The 22,747-nt window shown below is 71.9% G+C and carries 19 protein-coding genes and 1 pseudogene; 11 read left to right on the forward strand and 9 right to left on the reverse strand.

The annotated features are described in order from the left end of the window. Positions 1–127 precede the first annotated feature (127 nt). The 5 genes from ACPYO4_RS08990 to ACPYO4_RS09010 all read left to right on the forward strand — a co-directional run bounded on the left by ACPYO4_RS08990 (position 128) and on the right by ACPYO4_RS09010 (position 5,286). The gene (locus ACPYO4_RS08990) at positions 128–763 is read left to right on the forward strand and encodes a cytochrome c oxidase subunit 3 (RefSeq protein ID WP_425708888.1); all 636 of its coding nucleotides are present in this window, start codon (positions 128–130) and stop codon (positions 761–763) included. 90 nt (positions 764–853) lie between these two features. Next, positions 854–1,639, forward strand: coding sequence for a c-type cytochrome (locus ACPYO4_RS08995; protein ID WP_425708889.1), 786 nt, complete (start codon positions 854–856; stop codon positions 1,637–1,639). After that, positions 1,636–2,739 (forward strand): ubiquinol-cytochrome c reductase iron-sulfur subunit, encoded by a 1,104-nt coding sequence (locus ACPYO4_RS09000; protein ID WP_425708890.1) that lies wholly within the window; start codon positions 1,636–1,638, stop codon positions 2,737–2,739. Before ACPYO4_RS08995 ends, ACPYO4_RS09000 begins: the two co-directional genes overlap by 4 nt. Further along, entirely contained in the window at positions 2,736–4,466 is a 1,731-nt protein-coding gene (locus ACPYO4_RS09005; protein WP_425708891.1) for a cytochrome b, read from the forward strand. Before ACPYO4_RS09000 ends, ACPYO4_RS09005 begins: the two co-directional genes overlap by 4 nt. A 199-nt stretch (positions 4,467–4,665) precedes the next feature. Continuing rightward, entirely contained in the window at positions 4,666–5,286 is a 621-nt protein-coding gene (locus ACPYO4_RS09010) for a superoxide dismutase (RefSeq protein ID WP_425708892.1), read from the forward strand. Positions 5,287–5,436: 150 nt separating this feature from the next. Here ACPYO4_RS09010 and ACPYO4_RS09015 read toward each other — a convergent pair whose 3' ends face one another. The 7 genes from ACPYO4_RS09015 to ACPYO4_RS09045 form a co-directional block, all read right to left on the reverse strand. Continuing rightward, positions 5,437–5,916 (reverse strand): cytochrome c oxidase subunit 4, encoded by a 480-nt coding sequence (locus ACPYO4_RS09015; protein WP_425708893.1) that lies wholly within the window; start codon positions 5,914–5,916, stop codon positions 5,437–5,439. Further along, positions 5,913–7,664: a cytochrome c oxidase subunit I gene (gene ctaD, locus ACPYO4_RS09020; protein WP_425708894.1), complete on the reverse strand. Its 1,752-nt coding sequence runs from the start codon at positions 7,662–7,664 to the stop codon at positions 5,913–5,915. Before ctaD ends, ACPYO4_RS09015 begins: the two co-directional genes overlap by 4 nt. After that, positions 7,664–8,560 (reverse strand): cytochrome c oxidase subunit II, encoded by an 897-nt coding sequence (gene coxB, locus ACPYO4_RS09025; protein ID WP_425708895.1) that lies wholly within the window; start codon positions 8,558–8,560, stop codon positions 7,664–7,666. Before coxB ends, ctaD begins: the two co-directional genes overlap by 1 nt. Positions 8,561–8,760: 200 nt before the next feature. Beyond that, complete coding sequence (locus ACPYO4_RS09030) at positions 8,761–9,786, reverse strand: FKBP-type peptidyl-prolyl cis-trans isomerase (RefSeq protein ID WP_425708896.1); 1,026 nt, start codon at positions 9,784–9,786, stop codon at positions 8,761–8,763. 86 nt (positions 9,787–9,872) lie between these two features. Continuing rightward, entirely contained in the window at positions 9,873–10,223 is a 351-nt protein-coding gene (locus ACPYO4_RS09035; RefSeq protein WP_425708897.1) for a HesB/IscA family protein, read from the reverse strand. A gap of 167 nt (positions 10,224–10,390) precedes the next feature. After that, a complete protein-coding gene (locus ACPYO4_RS09040) occupies positions 10,391–11,578 on the reverse strand; it encodes a glycerate kinase (RefSeq protein WP_425708898.1) in 1,188 nt (395 codons plus the stop codon). Positions 11,579–11,580: 2 nt separating this feature from the next. Next, positions 11,581–12,942, reverse strand: a complete 1,362-nt coding sequence (locus ACPYO4_RS09045; RefSeq protein WP_425708899.1) for a dipeptidase — start codon at positions 12,940–12,942, stop codon at positions 11,581–11,583. Positions 12,943–13,172: 230 nt separating this feature from the next. On the opposite strand from ACPYO4_RS09045, the gene ACPYO4_RS09050 reads away from it, so the two are divergent. Further along, positions 13,173–13,805 (forward strand): DUF3043 domain-containing protein, encoded by a 633-nt coding sequence (locus ACPYO4_RS09050; RefSeq protein WP_425708900.1) that lies wholly within the window; start codon positions 13,173–13,175, stop codon positions 13,803–13,805. A 9-nt stretch (positions 13,806–13,814) separates the two neighbouring features. On the opposite strand, the gene ACPYO4_RS09055 is transcribed toward ACPYO4_RS09050, so the two are convergent. Both ACPYO4_RS09055 and ACPYO4_RS09060 read right to left on the reverse strand, forming a co-directional pair. Beyond that, positions 13,815–14,732, reverse strand: a complete 918-nt coding sequence (locus tag ACPYO4_RS09055) for an AEC family transporter (protein ID WP_425708901.1) — start codon at positions 14,730–14,732, stop codon at positions 13,815–13,817. Beyond that, positions 14,729–15,757: a quinone-dependent dihydroorotate dehydrogenase gene (locus ACPYO4_RS09060; RefSeq protein ID WP_425708970.1), complete on the reverse strand. Its 1,029-nt coding sequence runs from the start codon at positions 15,755–15,757 to the stop codon at positions 14,729–14,731. The genes ACPYO4_RS09055 and ACPYO4_RS09060 overlap by 4 nt, the downstream gene beginning before the upstream one ends. A 62-nt stretch (positions 15,758–15,819) precedes the next feature. On the opposite strand from ACPYO4_RS09060, the gene ACPYO4_RS09065 reads away from it, so the two are divergent. The 5 genes and pseudogenes from ACPYO4_RS09065 (at position 15,820) to ACPYO4_RS09085 (ending at position 22,747) form a co-directional block, all read left to right on the forward strand. After that, positions 15,820–17,283 (forward strand): leucyl aminopeptidase, encoded by a 1,464-nt coding sequence (locus ACPYO4_RS09065; protein WP_425708902.1) that lies wholly within the window; start codon positions 15,820–15,822, stop codon positions 17,281–17,283. A gap of 180 nt (positions 17,284–17,463) precedes the next feature. Then, entirely contained in the window at positions 17,464–18,840 is a 1,377-nt protein-coding gene (lpdA, locus tag ACPYO4_RS09070; protein WP_425708903.1) for a dihydrolipoyl dehydrogenase, read from the forward strand. 28 nt (positions 18,841–18,868) lie between these two features. Next, positions 18,869–20,710 carry a 2-oxoglutarate dehydrogenase, E2 component, dihydrolipoamide succinyltransferase gene (gene sucB / locus ACPYO4_RS09075; RefSeq protein WP_425708904.1) on the forward strand — a complete coding sequence of 614 codons (1,842 nt, stop codon included), beginning with the start codon at positions 18,869–18,871 and terminating at the stop codon, positions 20,708–20,710. Between the two features lie 126 nt (positions 20,711–20,836). After that, positions 20,837–21,457 (forward strand): annotated as a pseudogene (lipB, locus tag ACPYO4_RS09080) (lipoyl(octanoyl) transferase LipB); the annotation flags it as partial. 309 nt (positions 21,458–21,766) lie between these two features. Beyond that, a complete protein-coding gene (locus tag ACPYO4_RS09085; protein ID WP_425708971.1) occupies positions 21,767–22,747 on the forward strand; it encodes a lipoyl synthase in 981 nt (326 codons plus the stop codon).

The following is a 22,747-nucleotide window of genomic DNA, read 5'->3' on the forward strand; positions in this document are numbered from 1 at the left end:
GCTCGGCACGGCGGCCCGGCCGCACGCCCACCACATCGTAGGCCCGGCGCGGATGTGACCGTCCTGACCGGCAGGCGCGCCGACGGGAGAGGTCCGCACCACCCCTGACGTGGGCCATAATGACCAGGTGTCGTCTACCTCTGCACCCGCGCACGCACCGGGAACGGTGAACCGGCCGAACCCGCTGTCGGTCGGCGTCATCGTCTGGCTCGCCTCGGAGCTGATGTTCTTCGCCGGCCTGTTCGCGATGTACTTCACGCACCGGTCGGTCGCCGGCCCCGAGGCCTGGGCGGACGAGGCGTCCGTCCTCAACTTCCCCTGGGCCCTGAGCATCACCATCATCCTCGTGGCCAGCTCGTTCACCTGCCAGATGGGTGTGTGGGCCGCGGAGCGGTTCCAGCAGCGCCGCACCGGCGGCCTGCTCGACGTCCGCCGGTGGGGCATGAACGAGTGGTACTTCCTCACCTACGTGCTCGGCGCGATCTTCGTCGCCGGGCAGACCACCGAGTACATCGAGCTCATGCACCACGGCGTGACGATCCAGGCCAGCTCGTACTCCTCGGTCTTCTTCATCACCACCGGCTTCCACGCCCTGCACGTGCTCGGCGGGCTCATCGCCTTCCTCTACGTCCTCGGCCGGTCCTACCAGGCCAAGACGTTCGGCCACCTCGAGGCCGGATCGGCCGTCGCCGTGTCGTACTACTGGCACTTCGTCGACGTCGTCTGGATCGGCCTGTTCATCATCATCTACATCATCAGATAGCGTCGCCGGGGCGCGGCACGGAACGGTCCGGACCTGCCCCGACATCCCACGGCCCCCACCACCGAAATCACCACCGAGAGGTCGAGAATCGTGAAGGCACTCGCCGCACGCAGGAGGAGCCGGTACGCACCGGTGATCCTGCTCCTGCTCGCGCTGATCATGACGGGCGGCGTCCTCGCCCTCGTCGACGCGGGCACCGCCGACGCCACCTCAGCCGAGAGCGCCTCGGAGGACGCGGAGGCCGGCGAGCGCTTGTTCCAGGCCAACTGCGCCACCTGCCACGGCCTCGACGCGACCGGCACGGACATCGGCCCCTCGCTCGTGGGCGTGGGCGCGGCCAGCGTGGACTTCCAGATGGCGACCGGCCGCATGCCGATGCGCATGAACGGCCCCCAGGCGGCGGAGGGCAACCCGAGCTTCACGCCCGAGCAGATCAACCAGGTCGCGGCCTTCGTCGCGGGCCTCGGCCCCGGCCCCGCGATCCCCAGCGCGGAGCAGGTCGACCCGGAGCTGGGCAACGCCGCCAACGGCATGGAGCTGTTCCGCACGAACTGCGCGATGTGCCACAACGCCGTCGGCGCCGGCGGCGCCCTCTCGGAGGGCCGCTACGCGCCCGACCTGTCCGGCTCGACGCCGACGGAGATCTACGAGGCGATGCAGACCGGCCCGCAGTCGATGCCGGTGTTCAACGACGCGAACATCACTCCCGAGGGCAAGCGCGACGTCATCTCCTACCTCGTCGCCCAGCGCGACGTGTCGGTCGGCGGACTGTCGCTGGGCTCGGTCGGCCCCGTCACCGAGGGCGTGTGGGTGTGGATCGTCGGCATGGGCGTCCTCGTGGCCGCCTCGGTCTGGATCGGAGCGAGGTCCTCGTGAGCACCACCCCGCCCAACGACAACGGCAACCACGACGTGGCGCGCGCGGAGCACCGCTCGGGGGACGTCGCGGTGGACGACCGGTTCGAGAATCCCGGTCTCGAGCCGCACCGGCACCGCCTCGGCGACTCCGACCCGGCCGCCGCGAAGCGGTCCGAGGCCATCGTCGTCATCCTGCTGGTCCTGTCCGTCATCGCCTCGATCGCCGGCGTCGTCCTGTACGTCGTGCTGCCGCTGAACGCCGAGATGATGAGCGTCCGGACCTCCAACCTCGCCCTCGGTCTCGGCCTGGGCATCGGTGCGCTCGGGATCGGCCTCGCGGCCGTCCACTGGGCCAAGTCGCTGATGAACGACGAGGAGCAGGTCGAGGAGCGCCACATGCAGGCCTCCGACGCGGCGGGCCGCGCCGAGGCCCAGGAGATCCTCCGCCGTGGCGCCGCCGACTCCAACATCGCTCGTCGCCCGCTGCTCAAGGGTGCGCTCGCCGGGGCGCTGGCCCTCGCGCCGCTGCCGTTCGTGGTCCCGCTGGTCGGCAACCTCGGCCGCGACTGGGACGTCGACAAGTTCCGCCACACGATCTGGGGCGACACGCCCGAGGAGGCCGACCCCTCCTTCTTCGGCGAGACCGCCGACGGACGCGTCGGGCGCCGCCTCGCGATCGACCCGACCGGCGACCCGCTGCCGGCCGCCTCCGTCACGCGCGGATCGGTCTTCCACATCGTCCCCCACGGCATGGAGGCCGAGGAGCACTACTACGAGGAGAAGGCCAAGGCCGTCGTCATCCTCGTCCGGATGGATCCCGAGCTCCTCGTCGAGACGCCCGAGCGGCAGGACTGGAGCTACGACGGGATCGTCGCCTACTCCAAGATCTGCACGCACGTCGGCTGCCCGGTCGCGCTCTACGAGCAGACCACCCACGAGCTGCTGTGCCCCTGCCACCAGTCGACCTTCGACATGACCGACGGCGCCAAGGTCGTCTTCGGCCCGGCGAAGCGGGCGCTCCCGCAGCTGCCGATCGCCGTCGACACCGAGGGCTACCTCATCGCGACCGCCGACTTCGACGAGCCCATCGGGGCGAGCTACTGGGAGCGTCTCAAGTGACCACGACCGCCACCCCCGACGCACGGCGCGCGCCCGCGCCGACGACCCTGGCCGGCAAGACCGGCGTGGTCCTCGACGAGCGGATCGGCGCCGCGAAGCTCGTCAAGGAGTTCGCGCGGAAGATCTTCCCCGACCACTGGTCGTTCCTCCTGGGCGAGATCGCGCTCTACAGCTTCATCACGCTCATCATCTCGGGCATCTTCCTCACGATGTTCTTCGTCCCCTCGATGGGGCACACGACCTACCCCCTGGACGCCCTGCCGGTGTCCCACCAGGGTCTGGAGATGTCCGAGGCGTACGCCTCGACCGTCTACACCTCGTTCGAGGTCAAGGGTGGTCTGCTCATGCGGCAGATCCACCACTGGGCCGCCCTGCTGTTCATGGCCGCGATCGTCACGCACATGTTCCGCATCTTCTTCACGGGCGCGTTCCGCAAGCCTCGCGAGATCAACTGGGTCGTGGGCTTCAGCCTGATGATCCTGGGCCTGCTCGCCGGCTTCTCCGGCTACTCCCTGCCCGACGACGTCCTGTCCGGCAACGGCCTGCGGATCGCCGACGGCGTCGCGAAGTCGATCCCCATCATCGGCTCCTACGCGAGCTACGGGCTGTTCGGCGGCGAGTTCCCCGGCACCGACATCATCCCGCGCCTGTTCACCGTGCACATCCTGCTCATCCCGGGCCTGATCCTCGCGCTCGTCGCGGTGCACCTCATGCTCGTGGTGGTGCACAAGCACACCCAGTACCCCGGCCCGGGCCGCACCGACAACAACGTCGTCGGCTACCCCCTCTTCCCGGTGTACATGGCCAAGGCCGGCGGGTTCTTCTTCATCGTGTTCGGCGTGCTCGCGCTCATGGGCTCGCTCATGTCGATCAACAACGTGTGGAACTACGGGCCGTACGACCCCTCCCCCGTGGGCGCCGGCGCCCAGCCCGACTGGTACATGCTCTTCCTCGAGGGCTCCCTGCGCCTCATGCCGGGCGAGACCGAGGTGGTCATCGGCGGCTTCACGATCCCGTTCAACGTGCTCGTGCCCGGTGTGATCATCCCGGGGCTGATGTTCGGGATCCTCGCGCTGTGGCCGTTCATCGAGCAGCTGGCCACGAAGGACACGCGCGAGCACCACGTGCTCGACCGGCCGCGCAACGTGCCGGTGCGGACCGCGGTCGGCGTGATTATCATCGCCGAGTTCTTCCTGCTCAACGCGGCCGGCTCGAACGACATCATCGCGACGCACTTCGACCTGTCCATCAACCAGATCACCTGGGCGTTCCGGATCGGCTTCATCGTGCTGCCGTTCATCCTGTTCCCGCTGGTGAAGCGGATCTGTCTCTCGCTGCAGCGCCGCGACCGCGAGCTCGTGCTCGAGGGGCACAACACCGGTCGGCTCGTGCAGCTCCCGGACGGCTCGATGCACAGCTGGCACCGGCCGCTCGACGAGCACGAGCGCTGGACGCTGGTCGGCTACGAGGCCGGCCGCCCGCTCGTGGCGGAGCCCGAGGTCGACGAGAACGGCGTGGACCGTCCCGCGGGTCAGAAGGGCCCCGGCAGGATGCGGATCGCCCTGTCCCGGTGGTTCTACGAGGACCGTGTCGAGCCCGTCACCCCGGCCGAGCTGGCCGAGGCCGAGCAGCACCGCCACGGGCTCGTCGAGGGCACCGACCCCGCCGAGGAGCACTACGAGGAGCCCCCGCGCTCGGAGTCCAGCGCGCGGCTCATCCGCGACTGAGCCGGCCACAACCCGACGACGAACGGCGTCACCCCGAGCGGGTGGCGCCGTTCGTCGTCGGGCCCTGACACGCGCGTGCGCCGGATCACGGAACGGGGAACAATAGGGAGCACGTGCTGTTGCACCCAGTGAGCGGGCCGGCGGCCCGTGAGCACGACAACCCCCCGGCGAACGGCCGGAGAGACGATGGAGGACACGCATGACGTACACGCTTCCCGAGCTGCCCTACGACTACGCGGCGCTCGAGCCCCACATCAGCGGCAAGATCATGGAGCTCCACCACTCCAAGCACCACAACACGTACGTGACGGGTGCCAACACCGCGCTCGAGAAGCTCGCCGAGGCCCGGGAGTCCGGTGACCTCGCCGCGGCGCCGAAGCTCGAGAAGGACCTCGCGTTCAACCTCGGCGGACACATCAACCACTCGATCTTCTGGAAGAACCTCTCCCCCGAGGGCGGCGGGCAGCCCGAGGGCGAGCTCGCCGAGGCGATCAAGGACTCGTTCGGCTCGTTCGAGAAGTTCCAGGCGCACTTCACCGCCGCGGCGACCTCGATCCAGGGCTCCGGCTGGGCCGTGCTCGCGTACGACTCGGTCTCGGGCCGCCTCGTGGTCTTCCAGATGTTCGACCAGCAGAACAACGTGCCCGTCGGCACGCTGCCGCTGCTGATGCTCGACATGTGGGAGCACGCGTTCTACCTCGACTACCTCAACGTCAAGGCGGACTACGTCAAGGCGTTCTGGAACATCGCCAACTGGCAGGACGCCTCGGAGCGCCTCGCGAAGGCCACGGCCAACGCGAGCGGCCTCGTCGTCGCCTGACGGCCGCGTACGACAGCGTGACGGGCCCGTTCCCCTGGGCAGGGGGTGCGGGCCCGTCGGCCGTTCCTGGGGCTCCCGGGGGCCCGGAGACGGCTCGGGCCCGTGCCCCTCGACGGAGCACGGGCCCGGTCCGGCGGTCGCCCCGCGGTGTCAGTGCGCGTGGATGCCCCGGTTGAACTCGTACATCTGACCGGCCACGCCCACCAGCGCGACGACGAGCCCGAGCCCGGTGATCCACCATCCCGCGGCGATCCCGAGGAAACCCAGGGTCGCGGCGACACCCAGCACCAGCGGCCACCACGACTGCGGCGCGAACTGGCCGATGTCCCCGGCACGGTCGGCGATCTCGGCGTGCGGGTCGTCCTCCCACCGCGCGGCGGCGTCGGTCGTACGGGCGGTGAGCCACAGGTAGAAGGCGATGAAGCCGTTCATCCCACCGAGCAGCAGGAACCCGACGGTGCCGACCGACTCGAAGTCCGCGACCGCCGCGTAGACCACACCGCAGAGCGTGAAGAACACCGTGAGCGCGGCGAACATGACGATCTCGACCCGCATGGGCCGGATCCTCGTCTGCTGCTCCTCGACACCGATCGGATGCGTGTCGCTGCCGTCGGGCATCTGTGCGGTCATCGCCGCTCCTCCAGTCGGGTGGTGGACGGCCCGCCCCTGCCGGCGGCCGCCAGCACGGCCTCGTCGGGAGCGGTGTGCTCCATCGCCGTGACCTCGGGGTGGTGGAGGTCGAACGCCGGCCGCTCGGAGCGGATACGGGGCAGGGACGTGAAGTTGTGCCGCGGCACGGGCGAGCCGGTGGCCCACTCGAGGGAGTTGCCGAAGCCCCACGGGTCGTCGACGAAGACGGTGCGCGGCCCGCGCATCGTCACGTACACGTTGATGAAGAAGAAGATCGTCGAGCTGGCGAGGATGAACGCGCCCACGGTCGAGATCTGGTTGTAGAGCTGGTAGCCGTCCTCGACCATGTAGTCCGCGTAGCGACGCGGCATGCCCTGCGCGCCCAGCCAGTGCTGCACGAGGAACGTCGTGTGGAAGCCGATGAACGTCAGCCAGAACGTGATCTTCCCGAGCGTCTCGTTGAGCATCTTGCCGGTCCACTTGGGGAACCAGAAGTGGATGCCCGCGTACATCGAGAACACGACCGTGCCGAACACGGTGTAGTGGAAGTGCGCGACCACGAAGTACGTGTCGTGGAGGATGAAGTCCAGCGCCGGGGAGGCGAGGATGACGCCGGTGACGCCGCCGAAGACGAAGGTCGTCATGAACCCGAGCGCCCACAGCATCGGCGTCTCGAAGGTGAGCTTCCCGCGCCACATCGTGCCGACCCAGTTGACGAACTTCACGCCCGTGGGCACGGCGATGAGCATCGTCATCAGTGAGAAGAAGTCGAGCATGACGCCGCCGGTCGTGAACATGTGGTGCGCCCACACGGTCATCGACAGGGCGGCGATCGCGATCGTCGCGTAGACGAGGGTCTGGTACCCGAACACCGGCTTGCGGGAGAAGACGGGGATGACCTCGGAGATGATGCCGAAGAACGGCAACGCGATGACGTAGACCTCGGGGTGGCCGAAGAACCAGAACAGGTGCTGCCACAGGAGCGCGCCGCCTGCCTCCGGGTTGAAGATCTGGCCGCCGAGCACGCGGTCGAAGCCGAGGCCGAACAGTGCGGAGGCGAGCACCGGGAACGCCATGAGCACGAGCAGCGAGGTCACCAGCGTCGTCCACGTGAAGATGGGGACGCGCATCATCGTCATACCCGGCGCGCGGTAGCAGATGATCGTCGCGATGAAGTTGACCGACCCGAAGATCGTGCCGAAACCGGTCATCGCGATGCCGACGACCCACAGGTCACCGCCCAGGCCGGGCGAGAAGGCCTCCGTGGACAACGGCGTGTAGGCGGTCCAGCCGAAGCTCGCGGCGCCCTGCGGGGTGAGGAAGCCACCGATCGCGAGGAGCCCCCCGAACAGGAAGAGCCAGTAGGCGAACATGTTGAGCTTGGGGAACGCGACGTCCGCGGCACCGATCTGCAGCGGCACCATGATGTTGCCGAACGCCGTGAACAACGGCGTCGCGAACAGGAACAGCATGATCGTGCCGTGCATGGTGAAGAACTGGTTGTACTGCTCGGCCGACTGCAGCATGAGGCCCGGCGAGAACAGCTCGAGCCGCATCACCAGTGCCAGCAGTCCGCCGATCGCGAAGAACGCGAACGACGTGACGAGGTACATGTAGCCGATGACCTTGTGGTCGGTCGACGTGATCCAGGAGACGAAGAGCTTCCCCATCGACTGCTTCCGCGGCCTCAGGCCGGGGACACCCTCACCCTCGCCGGCGTGGGCCGGCTGCTCGATCGTCGTTGCCATCAGTTGCCCTCGCTCGCGCTCTCGACCGGGTACCGGGGCAGGTCGTAGTTACGTCCCAGCTCCGGGGGCAGGTCGCCCTCCCACCCGTTGTCCCGGTACTCCTGCATCATCGCGTCGTACTCCTCCTGGGGCACGACCGCGACGTTGAACAGCATCTCGCTGTGGAACTCGCCGCACAGCTCGGCGCACTTGCCCGAGTACACGCCCTCACGGGTGGGGGTGACCTCGAAGCTGGCGGTACGGCCCGGGATCATGTCGACCTTGTAGAGGAAGGCCGGGATCCAGATCGAGTGCGCGACGTCGCGCGAGTGGACGACGATCTCGGCCGTCTGGCCCTCGGGCAGGTACAGGGTCGGGAGCGTCTCCTCGACCCCCTCCTCCCCCGTGAGGCTCATCCGGTCCCCGGAGAAGTAGACGCCGTCGGTCGTGTAGACGAAGTCCCAGCTCCACTGCTTGCCGTAGATGTTGACGACGAGGTCCTCCTCGCCGTCCGTGTCCTGCATCGTCGCCGTCGAGGCCTGCGAGAAGTAGAAGAGCGTCCCGACCAGGAACACCGGGATGACCGTGAACATCATCTCGAGCGGCACGTGGTACCGGGTCTGCACCGGGAGGCGGTCGTCGTTCTTGCGCTTGCGGTACACGACGATGCAGACCAGCGTCATGATCCAGACGGCGGCGCCGACGGCGAGCGCGGCCAGCCACGTCCCGTTCCAGAGGCTGATGAGCTGGTCGGTCTTGTCCGTCATGTCCCGTGTGGACGGCAGGAAGCCGACGTCGAGACCCATCCCCTCCTCCGAGGGCCCGCGGTCGCCCGCACAGCCGGCGAGCAGCACGCTCACGAGCACGGCGGCGGCGAGGAGCGGCGTGCGCCGCTTGTGGGACTGAGTACTGCGCACGGTGGACCTTTCCCGACGTCTTGACAGCTGGGCCGGCCGTCCACGCGCAGGTGGGCTGGGCAGCCCTTCGGCGCGTGAAACCTCGGCCCGTAGCCGCCACCTTACCCCGCCGTCACGACGGCGCGTCGCCATCGACCGAATGGTCCGTTCCCGCGTGTTGCACCCGGTGGGAGGGGCCGCCCGGCTCCGCGACGCTCGCGTCAGGAGGCGCTCTCGGACGGGCTCTCGCCGGACCCCGACTCCGAGCCCGACTCGCCGGGCATCCCCTCGATCGGGGGACCCTCGACCGCGCCGACGACGTCGAAGACGAAGGCCGAGGCCGGGACGCCCTGCTCGGCCAGCGCCGGGGCGAGGACGACGACGCGCGAACCGACCGGGACGCCGGTGAGCTGGTCCGCGACGCTGCCCGCGCCGACGGCCTGGGACATGACGGAGCCCAGCTCCCAGGTGGACTCGGTGGTGGTGCCGTCCCACGAGGCGGCCGCGTACTGCATGACCACCGTGCTGCCCGGTGTCTCCGGGACGGGCTCCCCCGTGCCCTCGGCGATGACGTGCGTGGTCATCTCGGAGGGCTCCTCGGCGCCCTCCTCGACCGTGATCGTGGCGGGGCCGCCGAGCTCGCCGTCGATCGTCACCGGCAGGTCGGGCGCCGGCTCCACGGGCGTCGCGTCGGCCTGCCCCTGCGCGTCGGGGGCGAACGTGTCGACGACGTCGACGACGAAGAGCAGCGTGTCGTCACCCTCGATGCCCGCGCCGGGCTGGCCCTGCTCCCCGTAGCCGTCCTCCGGCGGGAGGGAGAGGACCACCCGGTCGCCGACGTGGGTGCCGGTCAGGCCCTCCTTCCAGCCGGGCACGACCTGGTTGAGGGAGAACGCGCTGGGCGCGCCCCGCTCGTAGGAGGAGTCGAACACCTCGCCGTCCCAGATCTGGCCCTGGTAGTGCGCGACGACGACGTCGTCCGTACCGACCTCTGCGCCGTCGCCCTCGACGATCACCTCGGACTGGAGGGTCGCGGGAGCACCGCTGCCCGGGAACTCCACGACCGGGGTCTCGCCGATCTCGGTGCTCACGGTCGGCAGGTCCTCGCCGGGCGGTGTCGCCGCCTCGCCGTCGCTCGCCTGCTCCGACCCGGACTCGTCGGAGCCCTCGTCGGAGCCGGAGCAGCCGGCGAGCACGAGGGACGCCCCGAGCAGGGCTGCGGTCACGAGTCGGGTGGGTCGGCGCACAAGGTCTCCGTCGGGTTCGGTGTCGTGGGGTCGTCCGGGCAGCACGACGGCGCGCCGACCTGTGCGTCGGCGCGCCGTGGCCGTTGTCAGTGGAAGGAGTCGCCGCAGGCGCAGGAGCCGCCCGCGTTGGGGTTGTCGATGGTGAAGCCCTGGCGCTCGATGCTGTCGGCGAAGTCGATCGATGCGCCGTCGAGGTACGGGGACGACATCTTGTCGACGACCACCTCGACACCGTCGAAGTCGCGGAGCAGGTCCCCGTCGAGGACACGCTCGTCGAAGTGCAGCTGGTAGATCAGTCCGGAGCAGCCGCCCGGCTGCACCGCCACGCGCAGGCGCAGGTCGTCCCGGCCCTCCTGGTCGAGCAGGCTCTTGACCTTGGCGGCGGCGCCGTCGGTCAGGATGACCCCGTGGGTGGCGTCGATCGTCGTGTCCGTCATGGCACGTCCTTCCTCAGGTTCTCGTCCCGGGCCCACCGGGGCGTGGCAGGGTCAACGCGGATCGGTCCCGCGCTGTTCCCGCGGTCCCAGGGTACGTCCACGCCTGCCTCCTCCGGGAGAGGCGGATCCGTCACGTCGCGCGCGGCAGCCCCCGCGCGCCGCGGGCCTCAGGGCCGCGACCACGTCCGAGCAAGGCGGGTGCCCCGGTCGACGAGCGCCGACCGCAGGGCCGCCGGGTCGTCCGCGGCGGGCGGCTCGTCCGGGTGCCGGCCCGGGACCAGGGCGGCGCTCGCGGACACGCCGGCAGGCGCGAGCTCCCGACGCGAGGACGTGACGGTGCGCCCGACGGCCACGACCGGGAGCGCCCGGGTCGCGGCGGCGCGTCCGACGGTGGCCATGACCGACCGCCGAGCCTCGTCGGGGCCGACCTCGCCGGCCGAGGTCACCACGAGACCGACGCCCGCCAGCCGGTCGAGCGCCACGCCGAGGCCGAGCTCGCTCGCCACGACGTCGGCGCCGTCGAACGCCCGCGCACCGAGAGCGAGGAGCGCGAGCGCGGTGCCCCCGCCCGCGCCGCCTCCGTCTGTGCGCGTGGTCAGCCGGCTCGCGGGCGCCCCCTCCCCCGTGGTCCCGTGGCCCGCGTGGCCGCCGCCCGCGTGTTCGTGGCCCGCATGGCCGTGCCCGAGCAGCGGCAGGGCGGTGCGCCCGCGACGATCACCGGCGGACCGGAGGATGCGGTCGGCCGTGCGACCGGTGCGTCCGTCGAGCTCCTGCGCCCGGGCGGGATCGATGCCGTGCCGCTCGGCCAGCTGCGCTCCTGTGCCGTGCAGTCCGGTCAGGGGCTCGTCCACGGCGAGGGCGAGGACGACGTCGAGCCCCTCGAGCCGCTCGGCCGCCCGCGGCACGTCGTCAGGGCCGCCGCCGAGCTCGGTGAGCAGCCCGGCACCGGCGTCGTGCACCCCGGCCACGCCGAGCCCGACGACGACCCGGCCCGCTCCCGAGTGTGCGGCGTGCGCGAGCAGTGCCCCGAGCCCCGCGCTCGTCCCCTCCTCCAGGCACTCCGCGACCCGGCCGGGGGCGAGGCGGGCGCCGAGGACGTCGTCGGCGTCGATCCAGACGGTCCGCCCGGCACGGACCAGGCTCGCGGGGACGGGCTCGCCGAGGGGGCCCGGAACCACGACGATCTCCCGCCCACCCGGCGGCAGCACGTCCAGGACACCGGCGGAGCCGTCGGACAGGGCCAGCTCCTCGAGCTCGTCGTCCGGGCGCTCCGCCGCCCAGCCCTGCGTCAGCGCGGCCGCCACCTGCACGGCCGGCAGCGCCCCGACCCGGTCGACGGCGAGCAGCACCCGCACGGCTAGACGACCCCGCCGAGCCGCGCGAGCAGGAGCGCCTCGGCGAGGACCGCCCGCGCGTGCTCGCCCACGTGCAGCGACTCGTCCTCCGAGTGGGCGCGGGACTGCGGGTCCTCCACGCCGGTGACGAGGATCTGCGCCTGCGGGAAGACCTCCTTGAGGTCGGCGATGAAGGGGATCGACCCACCCATGCCCTGGTGGACGGGACGGGTACCCCAGGCGCGGGCGAGCGCCCACTCGGCGGCCTGCAGCGCCGGACCGTCGCCCGCGCCGTCGAACCCGGGTCCCGCCTCCACCACGGTCGTCGTCACCTGAGCGCCGAGCGTGGCGTGGGACTGCAGGTGGTCGGTGAGGGCGCGGGCCGCCTCGGCGGGGGCCTGACCGGGTGCCACCCGCAACGAGATCGCGGCGCGCGCCGCCGGGATGAGGGTGTTCGACGACGTCGCGACGGGCGTGGCGTCGAGGCCGATGACGGCGATCGCCGGCATGTTCCACAGCCGGCCGGCGAGCGGTCCTGAGCCGGCGAGCCGCACCTCGTCGAGCATGCCGGACGAGGCCCGGAAGTCCGCCTCCGGGTAGTCGACGAGCTCCGCGTCCGAGGTCTGCAGCCCGGTGACGGCGACGTTGCCGTCGTCGTCGTGGAGCGTGGCGATCAGGCGGGCCAGGGAGGTGACGGCGTCGAGCGACGGTCCGCCGAAGAGACCGGAGTGGACCGCGTGGTGCGCCACGCGGACCTCGACCTCGACCTGGACGACGCCGCGCAGGCTGGTCGTCAGCGCCGGTGTACCGATCGCCCAGTTCGACGAGTCGGCCACGGCGATGACGTCGGCGGCGAGCGCGTCGCGGTGCTGCTCGAGGAAGTCACGGAAGGTCGGGGAGCCGATCTCCTCCTCGCCCTCGACGAACACGGTGACGTTGACCGGCAGGTCGTCGCCGAGGATCCGCAGCGCCCCGACGTGGGCCATGATCCCTGCCTTGTCGTCGGCCGCGCCCCGGCCGTAGAGGCGGTCGCCGCGGACCTCGGGGACGAACGGGTCCTCCGTCGACCAGGCGGCCGCGTCGCCGGGGGGCTGCACGTCGTGGTGCGCGTACAGCAGCACGGTCGGTGCCCCGGGGACGCCCACCTTGTGCCCGAGGACGGCGGGGCGGGAGACCGCGCCACCGGGCGTGGTCGCCTCGGCGATCCGCACGTCCTGCATCCCGGCACCGCGCAGCAGGCCCGCCACCGCCTCGGCGCTCACGCGCACGGCCGACTGGTCGAACGCGGGGTTGGAGACCGAAGGGATGGTCACGAGCTCCTGTAGCTCGGCGAGCACCCGGGGGTAGTCCTGCTCGGCGCGGGCGATGAGGTCGTCGATGTTCACCCCTCGAGGTTAGCGACCCAGCGCCGGTCCCCCACGCGCCGTGCCTCGAGCAGAGACGTACCCTCCCCGCTCGATCCGTCCCTCGAGCTGCGACCTGCCCTCCCCGCTCGATCCGTTCCTCGAGCTGCGACCTGCCCTCCCCGCTCGATCCGTCCCTCCCGCCCCGAGCTGTGCCTCGGGCCACCGGGCCGCCCGGCCCGGCGCCGGCGGGCGTCCACTATCCTGCTGGGGTGAGAGTCCGCCGCACCGACGCGTCCCCCGAGGCACCCGAGCACAGCGAGGGCGCCGACGACCTGGCCGCGGACGAGCGGTCGGCGCCGGGCGCCACGCCACGCAAGGGCCGCCCCACCCCGACGAAGGCCGAGGCCGCCGCGCGCAACCGCCAGCCGCTGGTCGTCAACGACCGCAAGGCGGCCCGCAAGCGCGCCAAGGAGCAGCGCAACAAGAACTTCGCGCTCCAGCAGCAGGCGATGCGCACCGGCGACGAGCGCTACCTGCCCGCCCGTGACCGCGGCCCCGTGCGCCGCGCCGCGCGCGACTGGATCGACTCCCGCTTCCTGCCCTCGCAGATCTTCCTGCCCGGCGCGTTCGTCATCATGCTCGCGATGCTCGTCGTCGGGCAGTTCCTGCCCGGGTACGAGGCCGCCATCGTCATGGCGATGTACCTCCTGCTCGTCCTGTCGATCATCACGTCCGTCATCGCGGTGCTCATCCTCAAGCGGCGGCTCGTCGCCGAGCACGGCGACCGGTACGTCAAGGGCACGGTCTGGTACGCCTTCATCCGCTCGATGTACCCGCGCTTCCTGCGCCAGCCCAAGCCGCAGGTGCGCATCGGCGGCGGGCCGGTGCAGCCCAGGCAGTAGCGGGCGGGCTCAGCCCAGGATCGCGGCGATCCCGACGATCGCCGGGAACGAGAGCAGGGTCGTCACGACGATCCCGTCGCGCGCGAGGTCCTCGCCGCGGCCGTACTCGCCGGCGATGACGAAGACGTTCTGCGCCGAGGGCAGAGCACTGACGACCGCGACGGCGAGCGTGGCCGAGCGGTCCAGACCGAGGGCGAGAGCGACCCCGACCGCCACCGCGGGCATGGCCACGAGCTTGACGACCGTGATCCAGGCCACCTCGCGCCAGCGGCCCGCACCGATCGACGGGCCGAGCCGCAGCGAGACGCCGAACCCGATGAGGATCGCCGGGATCGTCATCGACCCGATCATCTCGAGCGGGGTGGCCAGGACCGTGGGCAGGTCCCAGCCGGTGGCGGACAGCACCACCCCGAGGGCCGTCCCCAGCAGGAGCGGCTGGACGAGGGTGCGCGCCGCCGCACGCACCGGACCTCCCCCGGTCCCCGGCCGGGACCGCTCGAGGACGGCGATCATCAACGGCTGCACGAACAGCAGCTGGATCAGCACCATCGGCACGATCGCGGACGCGTCACCGAGCGCGAGGATCGCGAGCGGGAGCCCGAGGTTGAGGGCGTTGACGAACCCCACGAGCGAGGAGGCCACGGTGGTGCCCACGAGGCCGTGACCCCACACGAGCCGTGCAGGAACCGCCACGAGGGCCATGCCGATGACGACGGCCAGCAGCTGCGCGAGCGCGCCGACCGAGACGATGTCGGCAAGGTCCGAGTCCCCGACGACCCCCACGAGCAGTGCAGGGGCCGCCACCCAGAACACGACCTTGCCCAGCGCACGCTGGACGGAGACGTCGACGATCCGCAGGTGCGCGAGCAGGAAGCCCGCGCCGATGATGACGCCGATCGTGCCGAAGGCGTTGAGGACCCCGGTCATACGAGTCGGGAGAGCCGTCCCGGCAGCAGCGGTCCCTGCTCGACGAACGCGGAGTAGACCTGGATGAGGTCCGCCCCGGCGCCGAGCATCGCGCGGGCGTCGTCGACCGAGCCGATGCCGCCCGTGCCGATGATCGTGGGCCCCGGTCCCAGGCGGTCGCGCAGCCGCGCGACGACCGCGCGCGACCGGAGCGTGAGCGGCGCTCCCGACAGCCCGCCGGGGCCGAGGTCGTGGTCGATGGTGGTGTTCGTGGCCGAGACGCCCGCGAGGTCGAGGTCCCCGGCGAGGTCGGCGACGGCGTCGACGTCCTGGTCCGCGAGGTCGGGGGCGATCTTCACCAGGAGCGGCACCCGCCGGTCCGCCGCGTCGTCGGCCACCGCCCGGACGCCGCGCAGGATCGGGCGCAGCTGCTCGACGGACTGCAGGCTCCGCAGGCCCGGCGTGTTCGGCGAGGACACGTTGACGACCAGGTAGTCGGCCCAGCGCGCGAGCACCCGGGCGGAGCGCTCGTAGTCGTGGGCCGCGTCGTCGACGGGCACCACCTTGGACTTGCCGATGTTCACCCCGACGACGACGCCACGCCCCCGGCGGGTCGACCGCAGCTCGCGCAGCCGGGCGGCGAGCGCGTCGGCCCCGAGGTTGTTGAAGCCCATGGCGTTGCGCAGCGCGTGCAGCTCGGGGTGGCGCCAGGCGCGGGGCCGCGGGTTGCCCGGCTGCGGGTGCGCGGTGACGGTGCCGACCTCGACGAAGCCGAAGCCGAGCGCGTCGAGGCCGAGCACCGCGCGACCGTCCTTGTCCATGCCGGCGGCCAGTCCCACGACGGAGGGGACCTGGCGCGCGAGCGGGCCGTGCGGTGCCGGGGCGACCGGGACCGCGGGCCGGCGCCCGAGCGTCGCAGCGAGCAGTCGTCGGGCGGGCTCGAGGCGACCGGCGAGTCCGATCGCCCGCACCGCGGCGACGTGGGCGTCCTCGGCGTCGATGCGGGAGATGAGGTGGCGGTAGGCCGCGGGGTACGGGTCGGGCAGGGGCACGCGCGCAGCGTAGGCGCCACGTCACCGGGGGCGCATCGGCGTCCTACCCTGGGGCGGTGACCACACTCGATCTCAGCCACAAGTCCGCGACCTCGATCACGGCCGACGTCGTCGTCGTCGGGGTCGGCACCACCGCCGACGGACCCGCCCTCGTCGGGGGCGACGCGCTCGGCAGGCACGCCGGGGCGCTGACCGGCCGGCTCGCCGCGCTCGGCGTGACCGGCCGAACCGACCAGGTCGTGCGCGTCGCCGCGCCCGACGCGTGGAAGGCGCCCGCGGTCGCCCTGACCGGCGTCGGTCCGGTCGACGACCTCGACGCCGAGGCGCTGCGCCGCGCGGCGGGTGCCGCCGCCCGCTCGCTGACCGGCGTCGCGCACGCCGTGCTCGCCCTGCCCGCCGACGAGCCGTCCCGCGCGGGCGCCGTCGCCGAGGGGGCGCTGCTGGGGGCGTTCGCCGTCGGTTCGTACCGCTCTGAGCCGGAGGCCCCGGTGGCCCGCCTGACGCTCGTCGCGGGCAAGGGCAAGGAGGTCGACGCCGCCGTGTCCCGCGCCGGCGTGGTCGCCGCCCACGTCAACGCCACCCGCGAGCTCGTCAACGCCTCGCCGGGCGAGCTGTTCCCGGCCTCGTTCGCGGACCGCGCCAAGGAGCTCGCGAGGAAGACCTCGATCAAGGTCCAGGTCCTCGACGAGGCCGCGCTCGAGGCGGGCGGCTACGGCGGCCTGGTCGGCGTCGGCAAGGGGTCGCCCCGCGGGCCGCGCCTCGTCACCCTCACGTACTCGCCGAGGCGTCCGAAGGGCCGCTACGCGCTGGTGGGCAAGGGCATCACCTTCGACTCCGGCGGTCTGTCGCTCAAGCCGCCGAAGTCGATGGAGACGATGAAGTCCGACATGGCCGGGGCGGCCGCGGTGCTGCACACGGTGCTGGCTGCCGCCGAGCTCGGGCTGCCCGTCGCCGTCACCGGCTACCTGCCGCTCGCCGAGAACATGCCGAGCGGTACCGCGCAGCGTCCCTCCGACGTGCTCACCCAGCGCGACGGGACGACGGTCGAGGTGACGAACACCGACGCCGAGGGCCGTCTCGTGCTGGCCGACGCCCTCGTTGACGCCGTGGCGGCCTCCCCGGACGCGGTGCTCGACATCGCCACGCTCACCGGCGCCCAGGTCGTCGCGCTCGGCGACCGCACCGCGGGGGTCATGGGGACCGACGCCGCGCGCGAGCAGGTCGTCGCCGCGGCCCGGGCGGCCGGCGAGGACGCCTGGGCGATGCCCCTGCCGCCGGAGCAGCTGGACGGGCTGAAGTCCCCGGTCGCCGACCTCAAGAACTCCGGCGAGCGCGCCGGGGGCATGCTCACCGCGGGCGTGTTCCTCCAGCAGTTCGTCGGCGAGACCCCGTGGGCGCACATCGACATCGCGGGCCCCAGCTACAACTCCGCCGCCGCGTACGGCTACACGCACGTGGGCGGTACGGGGTACGGGGTGCGCACGATGCTGTCCTACCTCGAGGCCCGCTCGGCCGCCTGACTCCGACGCAGCGGGCCCTCGCCGAGCGTCGGGGGCCCGCTCCGTGACACGATCGACCCGAAGGCGCCCCGAGGCCCGGCTCCCGCGTGCGAGGCGGGCCGCGCCGGGCGACTACGGTTGGACCTGTTGACATGGCGGTCCCGTCAGGTGGACCGCCGAGCCTGCGGCAAGGAGAGGCACGTGGCAGACCAGGAGTACGACATCGTCATCCTCGGAGCGGGCAGCGGCGGTTACGCCGCAGCCCTGCGCGGGGCGCAGCTGGGGCTGAGCGTCGCGCTCGTCGAGGCGGACAAGCTCGGGGGCACCTGCCTGCACCGCGGCTGCATCCCGACCAAGGCGCTGCTCCACGCGGCGGAGGTCGCGGACGAGATCCACGGCTCCGAGCACGTGGGCGTGAAGGCCTCCTTCGAGGGCATCGACATGCCCGGCGTCAACGGCTACCGGGACGGGGTCGTCGGGAAGCTCTACAAGGGCCTGCAGGGCCTGGTCTCGGCGTCGTCGATCGAGTACGTCACCGGCTGGGGCACGCTGGTCGCGCCCAACACCGTCGAGGTCGACGGGCGTCGCCTGGTCGGCCGCAACGTCATCCTCGCCTCGGGCTCGTACTCGAAGTCCCTCCCGGGCCTGGAGCTCGGCGGCCGCGTCATCACCTCCGAGCAGGCCCTCACGCTCGACCACGTGCCGAGCTCGGTGGTCGTCCTCGGCGGCGGCGTCATCGGCGTCGAGTTCGCGTCGGTCTGGAAGTCGTTCGGCGCGGACGTCACCATCATCGAGGGGCTGCCCAACCTCGTGCCCAACGAGGACCCCGCGGTCTCCAAGGCCCTCGAGCGCGCCTTCCGCAAGCGCAAGATCGCGTTCCACACCGGCGCCCGCTTCTCCGGCGTCACGCAGACCGACTCCGGCGTCACGGTGACCACCGAGGACGGGAAGTCGATCGAGGCCGACTACCTGCTCGTCGCCGTCGGCCGCGGCCCGGCCACCTCGAACCTCGGCTACGAGGAGCAGGGCGTGGAGATGGACCGTGGTTTCGTCCTCACGAACGAGCGCCTCGCCACGAACCTGCCGAACGTGTACGCCGTCGGCGACATCGTCCCCGGTCTGCAGCTGGCCCACCGCGGATTCCAGCAGGGCATCTTCGTGGCCGAGGAGATCGCCGGGCTCGACCCGGTCGTCATCGACGAGGCGGGCATCCCCAAGGTCACCTACTGCGAGCCGGAGGTCGCCTCCGTGGGGCTCACCCAGCCGCAGGCCGAGGAGACCTACGGCAAGGACAACGTCGAGATCGTCGAGTTCAACCTCGCGGGCAACGGCAAGTCACAGATCCTGCGCACCACCGGGTTCATCAAGCTGGTCCGCGAGAAGGACGGGCCGATCGTCGGCTACCACGCGGTCGGCACCCGGGTCGGTGAGCTCGTCGCCGAGGGCCAGCTCTTGGTCAACTGGGAGGCCTACCCGGAGGACGTCGCCGCGCTCGTGCACGCCCACCCCACCCAGAACGAGGCGGTCGGCGAGGCAGCGCTCGCGCTGGCCGGCAAGCCGCTCCACTCGCACAACTGAGCCCGCGCCCTAGGAGAAAGCACACATCATGTCTGAAGCCGTGAAGATGCCCGCCCTGGGCGAGTCGGTCAGCGAGGGAACGGTCACCCAGTGGCTCAAGGCCGTCGGGGACACCGTCGAGGTCGACGAGCCGCTGCTCGAGGTCTCCACCGACAAGGTCGACACCGAGGTGCCCTCCCCCGTGGCCGGCACGATCGAGAAGATCCTCGTCGAGGAGGACGAGACCGTCGAGGTCGGGACCGACCTCGTGATGATCGGCGACGGCTCCGGCGGCGGGTCGGACGACGCACCCGCCGACGAGGCCCCCGCCGAGACCGACGAGGCCCCCGCCGAGGCTGAGGAGCCTGCCGAGCCGGAGTCCGAGGAGCCTGCCGAGGAGCCCGCTGAGGAGGCGCCCGCCGAGCAGGAGGCCGAGGAGGCCTCGGAGTCCGCTCCGGCGTCCGCGTCCACCGGTGGTGGTGGGGGCCAGGAGGTGACGATGCCCGCGCTGGGCGAGTCGGTCAGCGAGGGAACCGTCACCCAGTGGCTCAAGGCCGTCGGGGACGAGGTCGCCGTCGACGAGCCCCTGCTCGAGGTCTCCACCGACAAGGTCGACACCGAGGTCCCGTCCCCGTTCTCGGGCACGCTCACCGACATCAAGGTCGGCGAGGACGAGACGGTCGAGGTCGGGGCCGTGCTCGCGATCATCGGAGGCGACGCCGACTCGTCCGCCGCCGCGCCGGCCGAGGAGGCCGCCCCGGCACCGTCGAAGCCGGCCGAGGACAAGCCCGCCGAGCAGCCGGAGGACGAGCCCGAGCCCCCGAAGGAGAAGGCCGCTCCGCCGGCCCCGCCGGAGGACAAGCCGGAGCCCCCGAAGGAGAAGGCCGCTCCCCCGGCCCCGCCGGAGGACAAGCCCGAGCCCCCGACGGAGAAGCCAGCCCCGCCCGCGGACGCCGCCGGCGCGACCTCCTACGTGACGCCGCTGGTGCGCAAGCTCGCCCGCGACCTCGGCGTCGACCTCGACACGGTCTCCGGGTCCGGCGTCGGCGGCCGCATCCGCAAGCAGGACGTCGAGGCCGCCGCCGAGGCGGCCAAGGCACCCGCGGCCGCGTCCGCCGCTCCGGCCGGTGCGCCCGCCGCCAAGGCCCCGACGACGGTCCCGCCGGCGTCGACCCTGCGCGGCACCACGGAGAAGATGTCCCGCACCCGCAAGGTCATCGCCAAGCGGATGATGGAGTCGATGCAGACGACCGCGCAGCTGACGACGGTCGTCGAGGTGGACCTCACCCGCATCGCCGACCTGCGCACGCGGGCGAAGTCGACGTTCCAGGCCAACGAGGGCGTCAAGCTCACGTACCTGCCGTTCCTCGTCAAGTCCGCGACGGAGGCGCTCAAGGCGCACCCGAAGCTCAACGCGCAGATCGACGGCGAGAACGTGATCTACCACGACGTGGAGAACGTCGGCATCGCGGTGGACACCGAGAAGGGCCTCATGGTCACGGTCGTCAAGGACGCCGGCGACCTCACGCTCGGCGGCATCGCCAAGCGCATCGCCGAGCAGGCCGACCGGGCCCGCACCGGCAAGGTCACACCGGACGACGTGAGCGGAGCGACCTTCACGGTCACCAACACCGGCTCCGGCGGCGCGCTGTTCGACACGCCGATCGTCAACCAGCCCGGCGTCGCCATCCTCGGCACGGGGACCATCACGCGCCGCCCCGTGGTCGTGAAGGACACCGACGGCAACGAGGCGATCGCCATCCGCTCGATGATGTACCTGGCGATCAGCTACGACCACCAGCTGGTCGACGGCGCCGACGCCGCCCGGTTCCTCCAGACCATGAAGGCACGCCTCGAGGAGGGCTCCTTCGAGGGCGACCTCGGTCTCTGACACCGGCAGCACCGGCGGGCCCCGTCACCCCTGCGCAGGGGGTGACGGGGCCCGCCGTCGTCCGCCCTGCGGCCACGGTCTGTCCAGGTGGACGCGGAGCTTCGCCGCACGGTTAGCATCGAGGGTATGGATCTGCGCAGGCTCGATCTCGGCACCACCCTGACCGACTACGGCACGGCGTGGGACCTGCAGCGCGAGGTGCACGCCCGGGTCGCAGCGGGCGAGTCCCGCGACACGCTGCTCCTGCTCGAGCACGCCCCCGTCTACACCGCCGGCCGGCGCACGGCTCGGTCGGACCGGCCCACCGACGGCACCCCGGTCGTCGACGTCGACCGCGGGGGCCGCATCACCTGGCACGGGCCCGGCCAGCTCGTCGTCTACCCGATCGTCCGCCTCGCCGAGCCCGTCGACGTCGTGGCCTACGTGCGGGCCCTCGAGGACGCCGTCGTCGAGGCGTGCGCCGAGCTCGGGCTGAGCACCACGCGCGTGCCGGGCCGCACCGGCGTGTGGGTGCCGGGCACGGACGGTGGCGTCGACGCGAAGATCTGTGCGATCGGCGTGCGCGTGGCCCGGGCCACGACGATGCACGGCATCGCCCTCAACGTCGCCCCCGATCTCACCTCCTACGACCGGATCGTCCCCTGCGGCATCCCGGACGCCGGCGTCACCTCGCTGAGCGAGGCCCTCGGCCGGTCGTTGACCCTCGCCGAGGTCGCCGACGTCGTGGAACGTGCGCTCGTCCGGCACCTGCTGCCGATGACGGCCGCCCACACCCTGCCCGACGTCGCGGCCGACGCCGTCACCGCCCCGCCCGCACCGGCCCCGGCCGCGTCCCGGTCCGGCGGGAACGGGGAGTACGTCAAGGTCGACCTCGGCCTGCAGGCCGTCGGCGCCACCGGGGGCCCGTGCGGCTCGGGTGGCGGCTCGTGCGGCTGCGGGGGCGGCGGGTCGTGCGGCTGCGGCGGGCACGGCGACGCGAAGGTCGACGCCCAGCCGGCCCCGGCCGCCTCGGCCCCGCCGGTGCGCCCGCGAAGGACCGCGCCGGGCGAGCGCAAGATGCTGCGCGTCGAGAAGCGCAACGCCGAGACGCCCATCGGTGCGAAGCCGGCGTGGATCAAGACGCGCGCGACGATGGGACCGGAGTACAACGAGCTCAAGGACCTCGTGCACGGCCAAGGACTCAACACGGTCTGCGAGGAGGCGGGCTGCCCCAACATCTACGAGTGCTGGGAGGACCGCGAGGCGACGTTCCTCATCGGCGGGTCCCAGTGCACGCGCCGCTGCGACTTCTGCCAGATCGACACCGGCAAGCCGGCCCTGTTCGACCGCGCGGAGCCGCTCAAGGTGGCGAGCTCGGTGCGCCGGATGGGCCTGAGGTACTCGACTATCACCGGCGTGGCCCGCGACGACCTCGACGACGGCGGCGCCTGGCTCTACGCCGAGACCGTGCGGCAGATCCACCGTCTCAACCCGGGCACCGGCGTCGAGCTGCTCATCCCCGACTTCGACGCGGACCCCGACCAGCTCGCCGAGGTCTTCTCCTCGCGCCCGGAGGTGCTCGCGCACAACGTCGAGACCGTGCCGCGCATCTTCCGGCGCATCCGTCCCGGCTTCCGCTACGACCGCTCGCTCTCGGTCCTGCGCGCCGCACGCGACGACGGCTTCGTCACCAAGTCCAACATCATGCTCGGCATGGGTGAGACGTTCGACGAGGTCGTCGAGGCCCTGCGCCTCATCCGCGAGGCAGGCACCGACCTCATCACCATCAACCAGTACATGCGGCCCTCCCTGCGGCACCACCCGGTCGACCGCTGGGTCAAGCCGCAGGAGTTCGTCGAGCTGTCCGACATCGCCACCGAGCTGGGCTACCTCGGCGTCATGGCCGGACCGCTGGTCCGCTCGAGCTACCGGGCCGGGCGCCTGTGGGGCCAGGCGATGACGAGCCGCGGCGAGGAGGTCCCCGAGCAGCTCCGCCACCTCACCGAGGAGGGCAGCTCCCGCCAGGAGGCATCCTCCCTGCTCGCGCGGCTGGGCTGA

The sequence above is a fragment of the Georgenia sp. Z1491 genome (genome assembly GCF_049856175.1).
GTDB lineage: Bacteria > Actinomycetota > Actinomycetes > Actinomycetales > Actinomycetaceae > JB111.

Excerpts from the sequence above, each read along its gene's own strand:
- ACPYO4_RS09010 (WP_425708892.1), top strand. The coding sequence starts at position 4,666 with ATGACGTACACGCTTCCCGAGCTGCCCTACGACTACGCGGCGCTCGAG.
- ACPYO4_RS09015 (WP_425708893.1), bottom strand. The coding sequence starts at position 5,916 with ATGACCGCACAGATGCCCGACGGCAGCGACACGCATCCGATCGGTGTC.
- ctaD (WP_425708894.1), bottom strand. The coding sequence starts at position 7,664 with ATGGCAACGACGATCGAGCAGCCGGCCCACGCCGGCGAGGGTGAGGGT.
- ACPYO4_RS09035 (WP_425708897.1), bottom strand. The coding sequence starts at position 10,223 with ATGACGGACACGACGATCGACGCCACCCACGGGGTCATCCTGACCGAC.
- ACPYO4_RS09055 (WP_425708901.1), bottom strand. The coding sequence starts at position 14,732 with ATGACCGGGGTCCTCAACGCCTTCGGCACGATCGGCGTCATCATCGGC.
- sucB (WP_425708904.1), top strand. The coding sequence starts at position 18,869 with ATGTCTGAAGCCGTGAAGATGCCCGCCCTGGGCGAGTCGGTCAGCGAG.
- ACPYO4_RS09085 (WP_425708971.1), top strand. The coding sequence starts at position 21,767 with ATGCTGCGCGTCGAGAAGCGCAACGCCGAGACGCCCATCGGTGCGAAG.